The sequence below is a fragment of the Brachybacterium huguangmaarense genome, from assembly GCF_025725725.1.
In the GTDB taxonomy this organism is placed as follows: Bacteria; Actinomycetota; Actinomycetes; order Actinomycetales; family Dermabacteraceae; genus Brachybacterium; species Brachybacterium huguangmaarense.
Window position 1 is genome coordinate 1,731,069 of record NZ_CP107020.1, and the last position, 14,701, is coordinate 1,745,769.

General features: G+C 74.4%; 14 protein-coding genes. 9 read left to right on the top strand and 5 right to left on the bottom strand.

What is annotated here, in order from left to right:
• Positions 1-64 precede the first annotated feature (64 nt).
• Positions 65-547: a YbjN domain-containing protein gene (locus tag BRM3_RS07740; protein WP_263592758.1), complete on the bottom strand. Its 483-nt coding sequence runs from the start codon at positions 545-547 to the stop codon at positions 65-67.
• Positions 548-713: 166 nt separating this feature from the next.
• Between BRM3_RS07740 and miaA the strand changes: the two genes are divergently transcribed.
• Together miaA and dapF are read left to right on the top strand one after the other, a co-directional pair.
• Positions 714-1,643, top strand: a complete 930-nt coding sequence (miaA, locus tag BRM3_RS07745) for a tRNA (adenosine(37)-N6)-dimethylallyltransferase MiaA (RefSeq protein ID WP_263592759.1) — start codon at positions 714-716, stop codon at positions 1,641-1,643.
• A gap of 44 nt (positions 1,644-1,687) precedes the next feature.
• Entirely contained in the window at positions 1,688-2,536 is an 849-nt protein-coding gene (gene dapF / locus BRM3_RS07750) for a diaminopimelate epimerase (RefSeq protein ID WP_263592760.1), read from the top strand.
• Positions 2,537-2,569: 33 nt separating this feature from the next.
• Here dapF and BRM3_RS07755 read toward each other — a convergent pair whose 3' ends face one another.
• On the bottom strand, positions 2,570-3,187 hold the full coding sequence (locus BRM3_RS07755) for a class I SAM-dependent methyltransferase (RefSeq protein ID WP_263592761.1): 618 nt from the start codon (positions 3,185-3,187) through the stop codon (positions 2,570-2,572).
• 151 nt (positions 3,188-3,338) lie between these two features.
• Between BRM3_RS07755 and hflX the strand changes: the two genes are divergently transcribed.
• Complete coding sequence (gene hflX / locus BRM3_RS07760; RefSeq protein ID WP_263592762.1) at positions 3,339-4,853, top strand: GTPase HflX; 1,515 nt, start codon at positions 3,339-3,341, stop codon at positions 4,851-4,853.
• 133 nt (positions 4,854-4,986) lie between these two features.
• Complete coding sequence (locus tag BRM3_RS07765) at positions 4,987-6,954, top strand: ATP-dependent DNA helicase (protein WP_263595427.1); 1,968 nt, start codon at positions 4,987-4,989, stop codon at positions 6,952-6,954.
• A gap of 13 nt (positions 6,955-6,967) precedes the next feature.
• On the opposite strand, the gene lexA is transcribed toward BRM3_RS07765, so the two are convergent.
• Positions 6,968-7,657, bottom strand: coding sequence for a transcriptional repressor LexA (gene lexA, locus BRM3_RS07770; RefSeq protein ID WP_263592763.1), 690 nt, complete (start codon positions 7,655-7,657; stop codon positions 6,968-6,970).
• A gap of 249 nt (positions 7,658-7,906) precedes the next feature.
• Here lexA and BRM3_RS07775 point away from each other — a divergent pair, with 249 nt between their 5' ends.
• Positions 7,907-8,302, top strand: a complete 396-nt coding sequence (locus BRM3_RS07775; RefSeq protein ID WP_263592764.1) for a LysM peptidoglycan-binding domain-containing protein — start codon at positions 7,907-7,909, stop codon at positions 8,300-8,302.
• 94 nt (positions 8,303-8,396) lie between these two features.
• A complete protein-coding gene (gene nrdR, locus BRM3_RS07780; RefSeq protein WP_263592765.1) occupies positions 8,397-8,870 on the top strand; it encodes a transcriptional regulator NrdR in 474 nt (157 codons plus the stop codon).
• Between the two features lie 180 nt (positions 8,871-9,050).
• On the opposite strand, the gene BRM3_RS07785 is transcribed toward nrdR, so the two are convergent.
• Positions 9,051-11,318 carry a HelD family protein gene (locus BRM3_RS07785; RefSeq protein ID WP_263592766.1) on the bottom strand — a complete coding sequence of 756 codons (2,268 nt, stop codon included), beginning with the start codon at positions 11,316-11,318 and terminating at the stop codon, positions 9,051-9,053.
• A 182-nt stretch (positions 11,319-11,500) separates the two neighbouring features.
• On the opposite strand from BRM3_RS07785, the gene BRM3_RS07790 reads away from it, so the two are divergent.
• Positions 11,501-12,439, top strand: coding sequence for a proteasome assembly chaperone family protein (locus BRM3_RS07790; protein ID WP_263592767.1), 939 nt, complete (start codon positions 11,501-11,503; stop codon positions 12,437-12,439).
• A 312-nt stretch (positions 12,440-12,751) separates the two neighbouring features.
• Positions 12,752-12,955, top strand: coding sequence for a cold-shock protein (locus BRM3_RS07795; protein WP_263592768.1), 204 nt, complete (start codon positions 12,752-12,754; stop codon positions 12,953-12,955).
• Between the two features lie 165 nt (positions 12,956-13,120).
• Here the strand turns inward: BRM3_RS07795 and BRM3_RS07800 are convergent, their stop codons facing one another.
• Entirely contained in the window at positions 13,121-13,972 is an 852-nt protein-coding gene (locus tag BRM3_RS07800; RefSeq protein ID WP_263592769.1) for a spermidine synthase, read from the bottom strand.
• 124 nt (positions 13,973-14,096) lie between these two features.
• Between BRM3_RS07800 and BRM3_RS07805 the strand changes: the two genes are divergently transcribed.
• Positions 14,097-14,630: an SAV_6107 family HEPN domain-containing protein gene (locus tag BRM3_RS07805; RefSeq protein ID WP_263592770.1), complete on the top strand. Its 534-nt coding sequence runs from the start codon at positions 14,097-14,099 to the stop codon at positions 14,628-14,630.
• Positions 14,631-14,701: the final 71 nt, after the last annotated feature.

A 14,701-nucleotide genomic window follows, 5' to 3' on the forward strand; every position in this document is an offset into this window, starting at 1 on the left:
GGCCGCGCGACGCCCGGGCCGGGGCGCCGTCGGCCGGCAGGGCCGGGCGCGCCGCGCCCGGAGGTCAGTCGTCGAGCTCGTCGACGCTCGAGCCGAGCCGCTCCTCGAGATCGTGGAAGAACGAGATGATCGTGGTGAGGCCGCACTCGATCGAGCGGTCGATCTGCTCGTCCTTGGCGCCGGTGCCGAAGTCGATCGCGACCTCGCCGTACATGCCCAGCACGGTCTCCGCCTCGCGGCGCACATAGACCTTGGGCCAGATCCGGTTCATGTTCCACTCGTTGCAGAGCTTGACCATCTCGACCTTGCGCGCCACGTCGACCGAGTGGTTCCAGCGCGCCCGCGTCTGCAGGATGGTCTTGTGCTCGCCCGCGAGCAGGAACAGGAACGGGTAGGAGTCGAAGCGCGCCCGCAGGATGTCGGGGTGCTCGTCGTCCTCGATGAACGCATACCCATGACGCTCGAGGCACGCCTCGACGCGCTGGAGGGACAGCGCCTCGAGGGAGCTGTCGTCGTCGGGGAGTCGATAGTCGGTCGGGGAGGTCACCTGGGCTCCTTCGAAGGGACACGGGAACGGGGCGCACGGGCGCCGCGACCGCCCACAGTACCCTCGCCGCTTCCGCCGTGCCTGGACTCCCTCGAGACGGCCGACGAGGCGACCCCGGCGTCCCTCGGCAGGGCGACCCTGCCGCCCTCTCGGTAGATTGGGGCGCATGCCCCGTCCGCCCCTGATCGCCGTCGTCGGCGCGACCGCGACGGGCAAGTCCGACCTCGCCGTCGAGCTGGCCCTCGCCCTCGACGGGGAGGTGGTCAACGCCGACGCGATGCAGCTCTACCGCGGCATGGACATCGGCACCGCCAAGATCACCGTCGCCGAGCGTCGCGGCGTGCCCCACCACCTGCTCGACGTGCTCGACGTGACCGAGGAGGCGAGCGTCTCCCGCTACCAGCGCGAGGGACGGGCCGCGTTCTCCGCGATCCGCGAACGCGGGCGCTCCCCCATCGTGGTCGGGGGGTCGGGGCTGTACGTCCGGGCCCTGCTCGACGAGATCGAGTTCCCGCCCACCGACGCCGCTGTGCGCGGACGCCTCGAGCAGCGCGCCCGCGAGATCGGCCCCGCCGCGCTGCATCGCGAGCTCGCCACGAGCGACCCGGAGGCCGCCGCCCTGATCGGCCCCCAGGACACCCGCCGGATCGTGCGGGCCCTCGAGGTCGGCCAGCTCACCGGCCGGAGCTTCCGCGCCTTCCTGCCACGCCCCGTCCACCACGAGGCCGGCACCGTCCAGCTCGGGCTCCGGCGCGAGCGGGCGGCGCTGCACGAGCGCATCGCGCGTCGGGTCGACACGATGGTCTCCCAGGGCCTGCTCGCCGAGACGGCACGCCTGCGCGAGCACGGCCTCGACCGCGGCGTCACCGCCCGTCGCGCCATCGGCTACGAGCAGGCGCTCGCCGTGCTCGACTCCACGATGACGTGCGAGCAGGCCGTCGAGGCCACCGTGGTCGGCACCCGTCGGCTCGTCCGCAAGCAGGACACCTGGTTCCGCCGCGATCGCCGCGTGCGCTGGCTCGACGTGGACGAGACCACGAGTCCCGTCACGCTGCGCGACCGGGCCCTGGACCTGCTCGCGCAGCCCGCGTCGTGACCGGCGGCGGGCCCCGTCCCGTGCCGCCCGCTAGGCTCGCCTGCATGACCACCGTCCCGCTCCGCTTCGTCAAGGGGCACGGCGCCCGCAACGACTTCGTGCTGCTGCTGGACCCCGACGGCCGGACCGCGCTCACGGCCGAGCGCGCCGCGCGCCTGGCCGAGCGCACCGCGGGCCTCGGCGCCGACGGCGTGATCCGCGTGGTGCGCACGGCCGCCGCCGGCGTCGACGCGCCCGCCGCGGCGCCCGAGTGGTTCATGGACTATCGCAACGCCGACGGCTCGATCGCCGAGATGTGCGGCAACGGGACGCGCGTCTTCGCGGCGTGCCTCGACCGCGAGGGCCTCGTGCACGGCGATGCGTTCTCGATCTGGACCCGCGCCGGCGAGCGGCGCATCGAGATCCTCGAGCGCCCCGCGCACGACTCGCGATGGCAGATCCGCACGGGCATGGGGCGCTCCACGGTGCCCGGCACCCGGCGCACCGTGCGCGTCGCCGGCCGGGACCTCGAGGCTCTCGACGTCGACATGGGCAACCCCCACGCGGTCGCGATGCTGCCCGAGGACCTGCGGCTCGAGGACCTCGACCTCACGGTCGCGCCGCCGCTCGACCCGCCCGCCCCGCACGGGGCCAACGTCGAGCTCGTGGTGCCGCGCGGGGAGCGCCATGTCGCGATGCGCGTCCACGAGCGCGGCTCGGGGGAGACGCTCGCCTGCGGCACGGGCGCGTGCGCCGTGGCCGTCGCCGCGGCGCTGCACGCCGGGGACGGCTCACGCGCCCCGTGGCGGGTCGACCTGCCCGGCGGCATGCTCACCGTCGGCTGGACCGCGGAGGGCGAGGTGACCCTCGCCGGTCCCGCCGAGCTCGTCGCCGAGGGCGCCCTGCTCGTCTGACCGGCGTGCCCGGCGCCGGCGTGCCCGGCGCCCTCAGCGCTCGGGGGAGACCTCGAGCACCCGGAACCCCTTGGCGCTCGCGGCCTTGGTGACCGAGCGACGCGGCAGGCGGGCGTCGAGCCACGCGGCGAGCGGATCGGCCCCCAGGTTGCGGCCCACCACGAGCCCGGCCCAGCCCGACGGCGCGAGGCGGCCCGTCCACTCCAGCAGCAGCGCCCGCAGCGCGTCCTTGCCGATCCGGATCGGCGGGTTGGACCAGATCACGTCGGGCACGAGATCCGCGGGCACCTCGTCGGGGGCGACCACGTGCAGGCGATCCTCGAGCCCGAGCCGGGTCGCGTTCTCGCGCGTCAGCTCCCGGGCCCGCTGCGAGACGTCGACCGCCCACACCGTCGCGTCCGGGTGCAGCAGGGCCGCGCTCAGCGCGATCGGCCCCCAGCCGCAGCCGACGTCGACGACGGTCGCGCGTGCGGGCACGGCGGGCAGCACGTCGAGCCGGTCGAGCAGCACCGCCGTGGCCTTGTCGAGACCGCCGCCGCTGAAGACCGCGGCCGAGGACACGAGGTCGCGCTCGGCGCCTGCCAGGCGCACCCGCAGCGGGCGGCGCGCCGCATCGGTCGCGGAGGTCTCGGAGAAGTAGTGCTCGGTCACGGCCACGAGGATACGGGGCGGGCGCGACGTCCGCCGTGGGCACAGGCGGCGGCCCTGCCGCCTGTGCCCACGGCGAAAAGCCCTCGCCGCGCGCGCGAGGCCGTGGGATGCTGGACGCCCAGCCACCCCGACAGGAAGAGACCCCCTCATCGTGCCCATCACCTTCCATCCGGACCCCGAACCCGACACCGACGTCGCCGGGGGCACCGCACGGGACGGGGACGAGCGCGGACGGGACGAGCTGACCGCCCGGATCCTCGCCCGCGGCGACGCCTCGATCTCCGCGACCACGTACTCCTCGGACACCGACGGGGAGCAGCTCGACCTCGCCGACCGCCACGCCCTGCGCCGCGTCGCCGGCATCCGCACCGACATCGAGGACGTCACCGAGGTCGAGTACCGCTCCCTGCGCCTCGAGCGCGTCGTGCTCGCCGGGATCTACACGAGCGGCGACGTCGCGGACGCCGAGAACAGCCTGCGCGAGCTCGCGGCGCTCGCCGAGACCGCCGGCTCCGAGGTGCTCGACGGCATCATGCAGCGGCGCAACCATCCCGATCCCGCGACCTTCCTGGGCAAGGGCAAGGCCGCCGAGCTCGCCGAGATCGTCGCCGAGACGGGCGCCGACACGGTCGTGGCCGACGGCGAGCTGGCCCCCAGCCAGCGTCGTGCGCTCGAGGACGTCGTCAAGGTCAAGGTCATCGACCGCACCGCGCTCATCCTCGACATCTTCGCCCAGCACGCCCAGTCCCGCGAGGGCAAGGCGCAGGTCGAGCTCGCCCAGCTCGAGTACCTGCTGCCGCGCCTGCGCGGCTGGGGCGAGTCGATGTCGCGGCAGGCCGGCGGCCGCGTCGCGGGCGGCGCGGGCATCGGCTCGCGCGGCCCCGGCGAGACGAAGATCGAGCTCGACCGCCGCCGCATCCGCACCCGCATGTCCAAGCTGCGCCGCGAGATCCGCGACATGGCGCCGTCGCGCCAGGCCAAGCGCGCCGACCGCAAGCGCCGCGACGTGCCCGCCGTCGCGATCGCCGGGTACACCAACGCCGGCAAGTCCTCGCTCCTGAACCGGCTCACCGGCGCCGGGGTGCTCGTCGAGAACGCGCTGTTCGCGACGCTCGACCCGACCGTGCGGCGGGCGGTGACGCCCGACGGCCGCGAGTTCACCTTCGCCGACACGGTCGGCTTCGTGCGGCACCTGCCCACCGAGCTCGTCGAGGCCTTCCGCTCGACCCTCGAGGAGGTCGGCGACGCCGATCTGCTGCTGCACGTCGTCGACGCCTCCCACCCCGACCCCGAGGGGCAGATCCGCGCGGTCCGCTCCGTGCTCGGCGACATCGAGGGCTTCGACGTGCCCGAGATCATCGTGCTCAACAAGGCCGACATCGCCGAGCCCGAGACGATCGCCCGGATCCGCAGCCAGGTCGAGCTGTCGGCCGTCGTCTCGGCACGCACGGGCGAGGGCGTCGAGGAGCTGCGCGAGCTGATCGCCGAGCACCTCCCGCGACCCGCCGTCGAGGTGGACCTGGTCGTCCCGTACACGCGCGGGGACCTCGTCTCGCGCGTCCACGAGACGGGCGAGATCCTGAGCGAGGAGCACGTCGAGCAGGGCACGCATCTGCACGCCCGGGTCGACGCGGCGCTCGCCGCCGAGCTCACCGCCGCGGCGTGAGCGGGCGCGAGCCGCTCGTCACACCCCGGCCCCACCGCGCCTGACCCCGATCGTCGGGGCCGGGCACTAGCCTGGATCGGTGCCTGACGCCGCCCCCGGACCGACCCTCGACGCCCCCGCGCTGTCCGTCCTGATGGACGCCGCGGTCCGCGCCGTGGGCGGGGACGCGCGCCCCGGGCAGGCGGCGATGGCCGAGGCCGTCGACACCGCGATGCGCGGGCACCGGCACCTGCTCGTCCAGGCGGGCACCGGCACCGGCAAGTCCCTGGCCTACCTGGTGCCGGCCCTGCGCCACGCGGTCGAGTCCCGTCGCACGGTCGTCGTCTCCACGGCGACGATCGCGCTGCAGTCGCAGATCGTGCGCAAGGACCTGCCGCGGCTCGTCGAGGCCCTCGCCCCCGAGCTGCCGCGCACCCCCACCTACTCGCTGCTCAAGGGCCGCAGCAACTACGTGTGCCTGCACAAGGTCGACGGCGGCTACCCGGACGACCTCGACCCCCAGGCCCTGTTCTCCGAAGCGGCCGCCGGCGGCGAGCGCGAGGGCTCCGAGCGCCTGGGCGAACAGGTGCGCCGTCTGCGGGAGTGGGCCGAGACCACCGACACGGGGGACCGCGACGACCTCGCCGCCCCGGTCTCCGACCGCGCCTGGCGGCAGGTCTCGGTCACGGGCGCGCAGTGCCTGGGCAGCTCGTGCCCGATGGTCGAGGCCTGCTTCGCCGAGCGCAACCGCGCGATCGCACGCGACGTCGACCTCGTCGTGACCAACCACGCCCTGATGGCGATCGACGCGTTCGACGGCCACGGCATCCTGCCCGAGCACGACGTGCTCGTCGTCGACGAGGCCCACGACCTCGTGTCCCGCGTGACGAGCGCCGTGACCGAGACGCTCACCGCCCCCATGGTGCGCGGGGCCGTGCGCGAGCTGCGCGGGCTCGGCATGGCCGCGACCGCCCTCGACGACGCGGGGGAGAGCCTGCGCGACGCCCTCGCCCAGATGCCCGACGGGCGCGTCATCGGCGACCTGCCGCCGGGCATGCTCGACGCGCTCGTGCTGCTGCGCACGGAGGCCCGCACCGCCCACTCCGACGCCAAGGACGCGGGGGAGCAGGGGAGCGCGACCGCGGCCGGCGCCCGCAAGGCCGTGCGCGCCAACCTGCAGGAGATCCTCGACGTGTGCGAGCGCCTCGTGGCGCCCGACGAGGACGACGTCGTCTCGGTCTCCCATTCCGAGCTCACGGGGCGCAGCAGCATCCAGGTGGCCCCGCTCAGCGTGGCCGGGGCGATGCGCGGCGCCGTGCTCGAGGACCGCACGGTCGTGCTGACGTCTGCGACCCTGGCCCTCGGCGGCCGCTTCGAGCCGCCCGCCGGCAGCATCGGTCTGCGGGCCGCCGACCGGCAGGAGGTCGAGTCCAGCCCGCGCGGCGGCGGCTCCTCGGCATGGAGCGGCCTCGACGTCGGCAGCCCCTTCGAGTACGCACGCCAGGGCATCCTCTACATCGCGCGGCACCTGCCGCCGCCGGGCCGCGAGGGCCCGTCGCTCTCGATGCTCGATCACCTGACCGAGCTCGTGGAGGCCTCGCGCGGGGGAGCGCTGTGCCTGTTCTCCTCGCGGCGCGGGGCCCAGCTCGCGGCCGAGCACGTGCGCGCCCGCAGCGCCCTGCCCATCGGACTGCAGGGGGAGGACTCGATCACCAACCTCGTGCGGCGCTTCCGCGAGGACGAGACGACGAGCCTGTTCGGCACCCTCTCGCTGTGGCAGGGCGTCGACGTGCAGGGTCGCGCGTGCCGCCTCGTGACGATCGACCGGATCCCGTTCCCGCGGCCCGACGACCCCCTCACGGCCGCGCGCCAGGAGCGCATCGGCGCCCGCGGCGGCAACGGCTTCATGGCCATCTCCGCGCAGCACGCGGCGCTGCTGCTGGCGCAGGGCGCCGGCCGCCTGATCCGCTCGGCCGAGGACCGCGGCATGGTGGCGGTGCTCGACCCCCGGCTCGCGACGGCGCACTACGGCTCGTTCCTGGTGAGCGCGATGCCGCCGCTGTGGCGCACTCAGGACCCCGAGGTCGCGCTCGGCGCGCTCGGGAGGCTCGCCCGCGTGTGAGGCGGCGCCGTCCTCAGACGGTGCGCAGGACCGCGACGACCTTGCCGAGGATCTCGGCGTCGTCCCCGAGGATGGGGGCGAACGAGGGGTTGTGGGGCATGAGCCAGATGTGCCCGTCGCGCTGGACGAAGGTCTTGACGGTCGCCTCGCCGTCGATCATGGCCGCGACGATCTCGCCCTTCTCGGCGACGTTCTGCGAGCGCACGACGACCCAGTCGCCGTCGCAGATGGCGGCGTCGACCATCGAGTCCCCGACGACGGCCAGCAGGAACAGGTCGCCGCTGCCCACGAGCTGCTCGGGCAGGGTGAACACGTCCTCGACCTGCTCCTGCGCCGTGATCGGCACCCCCGCGGCGATCCGGCCGACGAGCGGCACGGCGACAGAGGGGGAGGAGGGCAGCGCCTCGGCCACGGGCTCGCCCGGATCCCCGGCGTCGTCCGGCATGACGATCTCCATCGCCCGCGGACGCTTGGGGTCGCGGCGCAGGAAGCCCTTGCGCTCGAGCGCCTGCAGCTGATGGGACACCGAGGACGGCGAGGTGAGGCCGACGGCGTCCCCGATCTCGCGCATCGTCGGCGGGTAGCCGCGCGAGGCGATGGCCGCCGCGATGGTCTCGAGGATCGTGCGCTGGCGCGCGGACAGCTCGCTCGACGGCGCCCCGCCGTCCGTGAGGGCGGGATCGCTCGGCGTGGTCGGCGTCATCTGCGGGCCTTTCGTCGTCTCCCGGGCCCCGCCGCCGTCGCGCCGGCGGGCGCCGGGCGCCTCGCCCGGGCCCGGCCTCGTGCCGCGGCCGCGGAGCTCGAATGTCAGACCCCTCTGGTGGAGTGATCTCGCTGACCACAGTAGGGGCCGAGGGCACCGAAACCAAACAGGTGTTCGATCGTGTCTTGCGTGTCGCACCCGTCGCCCCTACAGTCGTACACGTATTCGATCGAACAGGAGTTCGGAGACATGACTACCATCGCCGCCGTCCCGGCCCTCGCGCAGCCCCGTCCGCGCCGTCGCCCCGCGATCGCTCGAAAGAGCGTTCGACTGGAGCTCACCCGTCGGGGGCGCGCCCTGCGCACGCTGCTCGTGCTCGCCGTCCTGCTCGTGCTCGCCGCGACCGCGATGATCTTCTCGGGAGCGCCCTCGGCCCTCGCCGACTGGGTGGGCGGGCCCCAGTACGTGTCCGTGACCGTCCAGCCCGGGGACACGCTGTGGGGCTATGCACGCACCTACGCGCCGGAGGGCATGGACCCCCGCGACTACGTGCTCCAGATCCAGCAGGCCAACGACCTCCCCACCTCGCGCGTGACCGCCGGGACCCAGCTCGACCTGCCCGTCGTCGAGGGCGCCGCCCGCTGACGGCATCGGCCCGCCCGGATCGTCGCGCGGTGCCCGCGGCGAACACCGTGATCGCACCGGGCGCCGCGGGCGCCGTGCACGATAAACTGCGCAGGTGCACTGCCCCTTCTGCCGCCACCCCGATTCGCGAGTCGTCGACTCCCGGACCGCCGACGACGGCGCCTCGATCCGCAGGCGTCGGCAGTGCCCGAACTGCTCGAGGCGCTTCTCCACGGTCGAGACGGCCTCGCTCGCCGTCGTCAAGCGCTCCGGGGTGAGCGAGCCGTTCAGCCGCGCCAAGGTGATCGCGGGCGTCCGCAAGGCCTGCCAGGGGCGCCCCGTCTCCGACGACGAGCTGGCCCTCCTCGCCCAGGAGGTCGAGGAGGCGATCCGCCAGAGCGGCCAGGCCGAGATCGACGCCCACGACGTGGGCCTCGCGATCCTCCAGCCCCTGCAGGACCTCGACCTCGTCGCCTACCTCCGCTTCGCGAGCGTGTACCAGGGCTTCGAGTCCCTCGAGGACTTCGAGAGCGCGATCGCACGGCTGCGCGCCGAGGGCGCGGAGACGCCCGCTCCCGCGGCGCCGTAGGCATCCCTCCGGACGGGGTGCGAAGCATGGCGCCGATACCCTTATGATGTGTCGCGTGCGCATCGCGCACGATGGACCGGTGGTCGCGGAGGGGAAGCCGCGGCCGCCGGTCCTTCTCCATCCGGGCCGACCGCGCCCGCCCGGCTCGTCCCGGCTGCGTGCTCGCGACAGCCGGCGGCCTCAGGCGGAGGCGCCCGCGAGACCCTCGAGCACCGCGGCGGGCAGAGGCTCCGTGTGGACCAGGTCCAGGCGCTGCGTCGAGCGGGTCATCGCGACGTACAGGTCGCCCGCTCCCCGGGAGTGCGCGGCCAGGACCGCGGCCGGCTCGACCAGCACGACCGCGTCGAACTCGAGCCCCTTGGCGTCCTGCGCGGTCATGACGGCGACGACGTCGTCGATGCCCGCGCTGCCCGTGCCCACGCGCGGCAGGCCCGTGCCCGACCGCAGGATGCGGGCGAGAGCGTCGACCGACTCCTCGGTCGTGATCACGGCGATGCGCCCGGAGCCGCTCGCGAGCTGATCGAGGCAGGTGCGCGCGACCGCCGCGCCGAGGCTCTCGGCGGGGACCTCCTGGGCGCGCACGGGGTGCTCGCCGTCGCGGACGGAGGAGACGGGGGCGACGGGCAGCTCGAGCGCCTCGGCCGTCGTCACCGCGACGTCCATGATCCGGCGGGGCGTGCGGTAGTTGACCGTCAGCTCCTCGACGTCGAGGCGATCGCCCACGAAGGGCCCGAGCGCCGCGCTCCAGGACGCGAAGCCGGCCGCGGCGGAGGTCTGGGCGACGTCGCCGACGATCGTGAAGGACTTGGTCGGGCAGCGCCGCATGAGCGCGCGCCACATCATCCCGGAGTTCTCCTGCGCCTCGTCGACCACGACGTGGCCGTAGGTCCACGTGCGCTCCTCGCTCGCGCGCTCGGCCAGGGTGCGGCCGTCGCGCACGCGCCCCACCTGCTCGGCGAGGTCCTCGGCCCGCACGATGCCCGAGGTGTCGATGTTCTCGAGCACCTCGCGCGCGTACGCGACGTCGCCGGCGCGCTGGGCGGCCTCGCGGGCGGCGTCGGTGCGCTGGAGCTCGCCGTCGCCGCCGAGCAGCTCAGCGACCTCGTCGAGCAGGGGCACGTCCTCGACCGTCCACGGAGCCGTCTTGGGGCGCACCAGACGGGCCAGGGCGGCGGGGCCCAGGGAAGCCGGCGCCGCCGCGCGCAGGCGCTCGGGGTGGGCCAGCAGGATCCGCAGGAACGACTCGGGGGTGTACGGCATCCACGCGAGGTTGAGGGCCCGGCGCACCTCAGGGCTCTCCCGGAGGTCGGCGAGGTGGCCGGGGCGGTCCTCGGGCACGATCGTGTGGCCCCGCGCCTGCAGGGCCGTCTCGTAGCGCACCACGAGCCGGTCCAGGGCGGCCCGGACGAACACGGTGCGCGCGTCGTTGTGGGGGCGGTGGGTCGCGCGGGCCTCGCGCCGCGCCCCGCGCACGTCGTCCCGGGTCAGGACCACGCGCACGCCGTCGATCACGACGGCGACGTCGGAGGACGGGATGAGCTGGCGCTGCTTGACGGCGCGCGAGAGCAGCTCGGCCATCGCGAGATCGCCCTTGACCTCGGCGACCTCGTCGGCGTCGTGCAGGGTCGTCTCGACGCCGGGGACGAGCTCGCCCGGGGTGAGCATGACGACGCCGGACTCGCCGAGGCTCGGCAGCACCCGCTCGATGTAGTGCAGGAAGCCCCGCGTGGGGGCGACGATGAGGACGCCCGCGTGCTCGAGACGGCGACGGTGCGTGTACAGCAGGTAGGCGGCGCGGTGCAGGGCGACGGCGGTCTTGCCGGTCCCCGGTCCGCCCTGGACCACGAGCACCCCGCGCGAGGCGGAGCGGATGATGCGGTCCTGCTCGGCCTGGATGGTCGCGACGATGTCGCCCATGCGTCCCGTGCGCTGGGAGGAGACCGCCGCGAGCAGGGCGCCCTCGCCCTGCAGGGCGAGCTCGTCGGCGGCGCCCTCGTCCGCGAGGACCGCGGAGTCCAGCACGTCGTCCTCGAGCCCGACCACCTTCCGGCTGCGCGTGATGAGATGTCGGCGCAGGCGCACCCCCTGGCGGTCGACGCTCGTGGCCTGGTAGAAGGCGGCGGCGGCAGGTGCGCGCCAGTCCACCAGGAGCTGCTCGCGCTGCGGGGTGAACAGGCCGATGCGCCCGATGTAGTGGCGCGCCTCGTCGTCGGTGTCGAGGCGACCGAACACGACGTTCTGGGACGCGGCCCGCAGGAGTGCCAGGCGGTCCTCGTACAGGGCGACGAAGGCGTCGCGCTCCGAGCGGTTCTGGTGGGTGGCCGCGTGCTGGGACTGCTGGGTGTCGTCGAGGTTCCGGGAGACCTGCGCCACGAGCTCGTCCAGCCGGGCGTACAGCCGATCGGCGTACGCCTGCTCGCGCGCGATCTGCTCTGCGGAGGGTTCCACAGCGGCCTCCCGATCCCCCAGGGCTCCGGAGCGACGTCGAGCGGACGGCGTTCCTGACGGCGTGACGGCTTCACGCGGTCATCCATTATGGTGGATGCTCCCGCCGAGCCGGAAAACCGTCCGCTCACGGCGGAGGGGAGTCCGCCCGGCACTCCATGCCAGCCAGGGGAAGGAGGCGGACCGTGCGCGACCCGCGAGAGCTCTACACCTTCGAGTCCGCCGACGTCGTCGCCGCCGTGCCCCGCGGGCGCCTCACGCTCGTCCACGCCCTTCCCGGCATCGTCGACGCGGGCAACGCCTGCCGGATCGCCGCGACCTACCTGCGCGACTCGCTGCGCCACGTGCGCCTGGTGACGTTCGACGCCGACGAGCTGCTCGACTACCGCGGCTCGCGCCCGCAAGCCGTGTTCGACGGTCGCTCGTTCACCTCGGTCGACATCCCCGAGGTCACGCTGCACCTCATGTACGACGAGGCCGACCGCCCCTTCCTGTTCCTCGACGGCCCCGAGCCGGACCTGCAGTGGCGGCGCTTCGCCGAGGCCCTCATCGACCTCGTCGAGTTCTTCGACGTCGATCGCGTCGTGAGCATGAACGCCATCCCGATGGCGGTGCCCCACACGCGACCGATCTCGCTCATCGCGCACGCCAACGACGAGAGCCTGCTCGGCGGCGTCGACGCCTTCGGCGACGGCCACACCGAGATGGTCGTGCCGGCCTCCTTCGGCGCGCTGCTCGAGCGTGAGCTCGGTCGCGCCGATCATCCCGCGATGGGCTATGTCGCGCAGATCCCGCACTACCTGACGCGCTCGGACTTCCCCGCCGGGGCGCTCGCCCTGCTGCGCCGCGTCAGCACCGCGGCCGGTCTCGAGCTGCCGCTCGTCGAGCTCGGCGACCTCACCGACGCCGCGAGCGCGGCCCTGGGCGAGACCCTCGTCGAGAACGCCGAGGTGCAGGGCATCGTCGCCGCGCTCGAGGAGAGCTACGACGCGATGAGCCACGACGAGGCCGCCGGCATCCCCGCGACGATGGACATGCCCACGGCCGACGAGATCGGCGACCATTTCGAGCGCTTCCTCGCGCGCCACGACGACGACGGCGACGAGGGGCCCCGCGGAGCCTGAGAGCTCCCGCGCCTCCGTGGGCGGGGTCGGGGAACCGTCGGAGCGGTCGCCGGGCCCGCGTCCACGACCGTTCACCGTGAGTTCTTCCCACCCGAGCGGTCAGAGGGGTGTGCTCGCGCCCGTCGGCATGCAATGATGGTCCCCGTTGCAGTGATGAGTACGTCCAGCAGTACGCCTTTCGGTACCGACCTCCCCTCGGGGAGCGGACCCGCGGCACCTGGTGCACGAACCGTTCGCCCCCGGCGAGCGGCGTCACGAGCGGCTCCGCGACCGCGACGCGGTCGACGACACCGAATGAAAGATGGTTTGGAAATGGCACAGGGTGCTGTCAAGTGGTTCAACGCTGAGAAGGGCTACGGCTTCATCGAGATCGACGGCGGCGGCGCCGACGTCTTCGTCCACCACTCGAAGATCGACATGGACGGCTACCGCTCCCTCGACGAGGGCCAGCGCGTCGAGTTCGACGTCACGCAGGGCGACAAGGGCCCGCAGGCGGAGAACGTCCGCCCCGCCTGAGCGGCGAGCGACCCCAGCTTCGGATGACGGGCGGGAGAGGACTTCGGTCCTCTCCCGCCCGTTCCGCGTTCCCGGCGCCATCGCGCAGGACCGTTGCGTGTTCCCGGCGCCGTCGCGCAACACGAGAGCCGCGTCGCGCAGGAGGACCGCCGTGTCCGGCGGCGGTCAGTCCTCGCGGATGACGCGGCCCGCGGCGGCGAGGCGGTCGAGCTCGGGCCGCGGCACGAGGCGCACGCTCACCGGGTCCGACCGCAGCGCCCGGTCGATCCCCGCCGCGAGCGGCGCCTGCGAGGCCACGAGCACGCTGTTGCCGCGACGGCGGCCCGCGAGCACGCCGGGCTCGGCGATGAGGCCGACGTGGGCGAAGGCGCCCCGCAGGGTCACCACCTCGTCGGCGAGCGAGGTGCGCGGCGACGGCTCGCCGGCGCTGTTGACCAGATAGATCCCCGAGGGCCGCAGCACCCGCGCGGCGTGGGCGGCGGCCCGGTCCGAGCGCAGCGGGCGCGGTGTCCGGTCGGGGGCGAAGACGTCGCGCACGAGCACGTCGAAGCGCGCGTCCCGCCACTGCTCGAGCGCGCGGGCGGCATCGTCGGCCCGGATCCGCAGAGCAGGGGAGCGCGGCAGGTCGAACCAGACGCGCGCGTGCTCGGCCAGGGCGGTGTCGAGCTCGATCACGACCTGCCGGGCCGCCGGATGGTCCGCGGCGACCGCGCGGGGGAGCGAGCAGCCGCCTCCGCCCAGATGCGCGACCTCGAGGACGCGGGAGCCGTCGGCCGCCGGGCGCGCCTCGAGCGTGGCCTCGATCGCCGTGCGCATCCAACGCATGTACTCGAACACCAGGTGGCGGGGATCCGGATGCTGGTAGGAGCTCGGCACCCCGTTGACCTCGACGAGCACGCCGCCGTCGGTCTCGAGGAGCAGACGGGCGGTGCCGGTCGGGATGGGGATCGGGACGCCGACGGGTCCGAGATGCGCGAAGACGGGTCCCCCGTCCGCGCGTCGCCGGTTCCGTGCCATGGCGCCCACTGTAGGCGCCGGCCCTCCCCACGCGTCCCGCGCCCACCGCGCCGCCCGAATGTCAGGGGGTGGCCCTAGCGTGCGGAGCACGGACGCGGACGGCGCCCGGGACGGGAGAGGACTCATGGACACGCCGATGATCGGAACCTCGCGCACGACGGCACGGCGCACGGCGACGGCCTCGACCCGCGCGACGGCGCCGCGCGCGGCAGGCGCCGCGTCGGCCCCTCGCGCGACCCGCGCCGACCTCGCCCGCCTCGACCGCGCCCTCGCCGAGCTCGAACGGGCCGAGGGGCTGCTGGCCCAGGCGCGGCGGGAGCGCGACACGGACCCGCGCGCCGCGTTCGAGCTCGTGCACCGGGCGGCCCTGCGCGCCGCCGGCGTCGTGATCGACCAGGCCAACCGTCACCGGCGCCGCAAGCTGCCGCTCAACGCGTGGGTGGCCCTCTCCCGCTGTGGCGGCGTGCACCGACGCTGGGCCCAGGAGGTCGAGCCCATGGTCGCCGAGCGCCGGCGGCTCGACGCGGACGCGGCGGCGATGCCCGACCTCGACCTCCTGGACCTCCACTGCCGCACCACCGCCGAGCGCATCGCGGGGGTCCGGGCCGAGATCACGATGGCGCTGCTCCCCGGGGCAGGGGCGGTGCCCGCCCGGTGAGGCACGGCGCCTAGCATGGACGGGCCGACCACGTCGTGGCCGCGCGGCACCGGACGAGGAGGGGGGGAGGA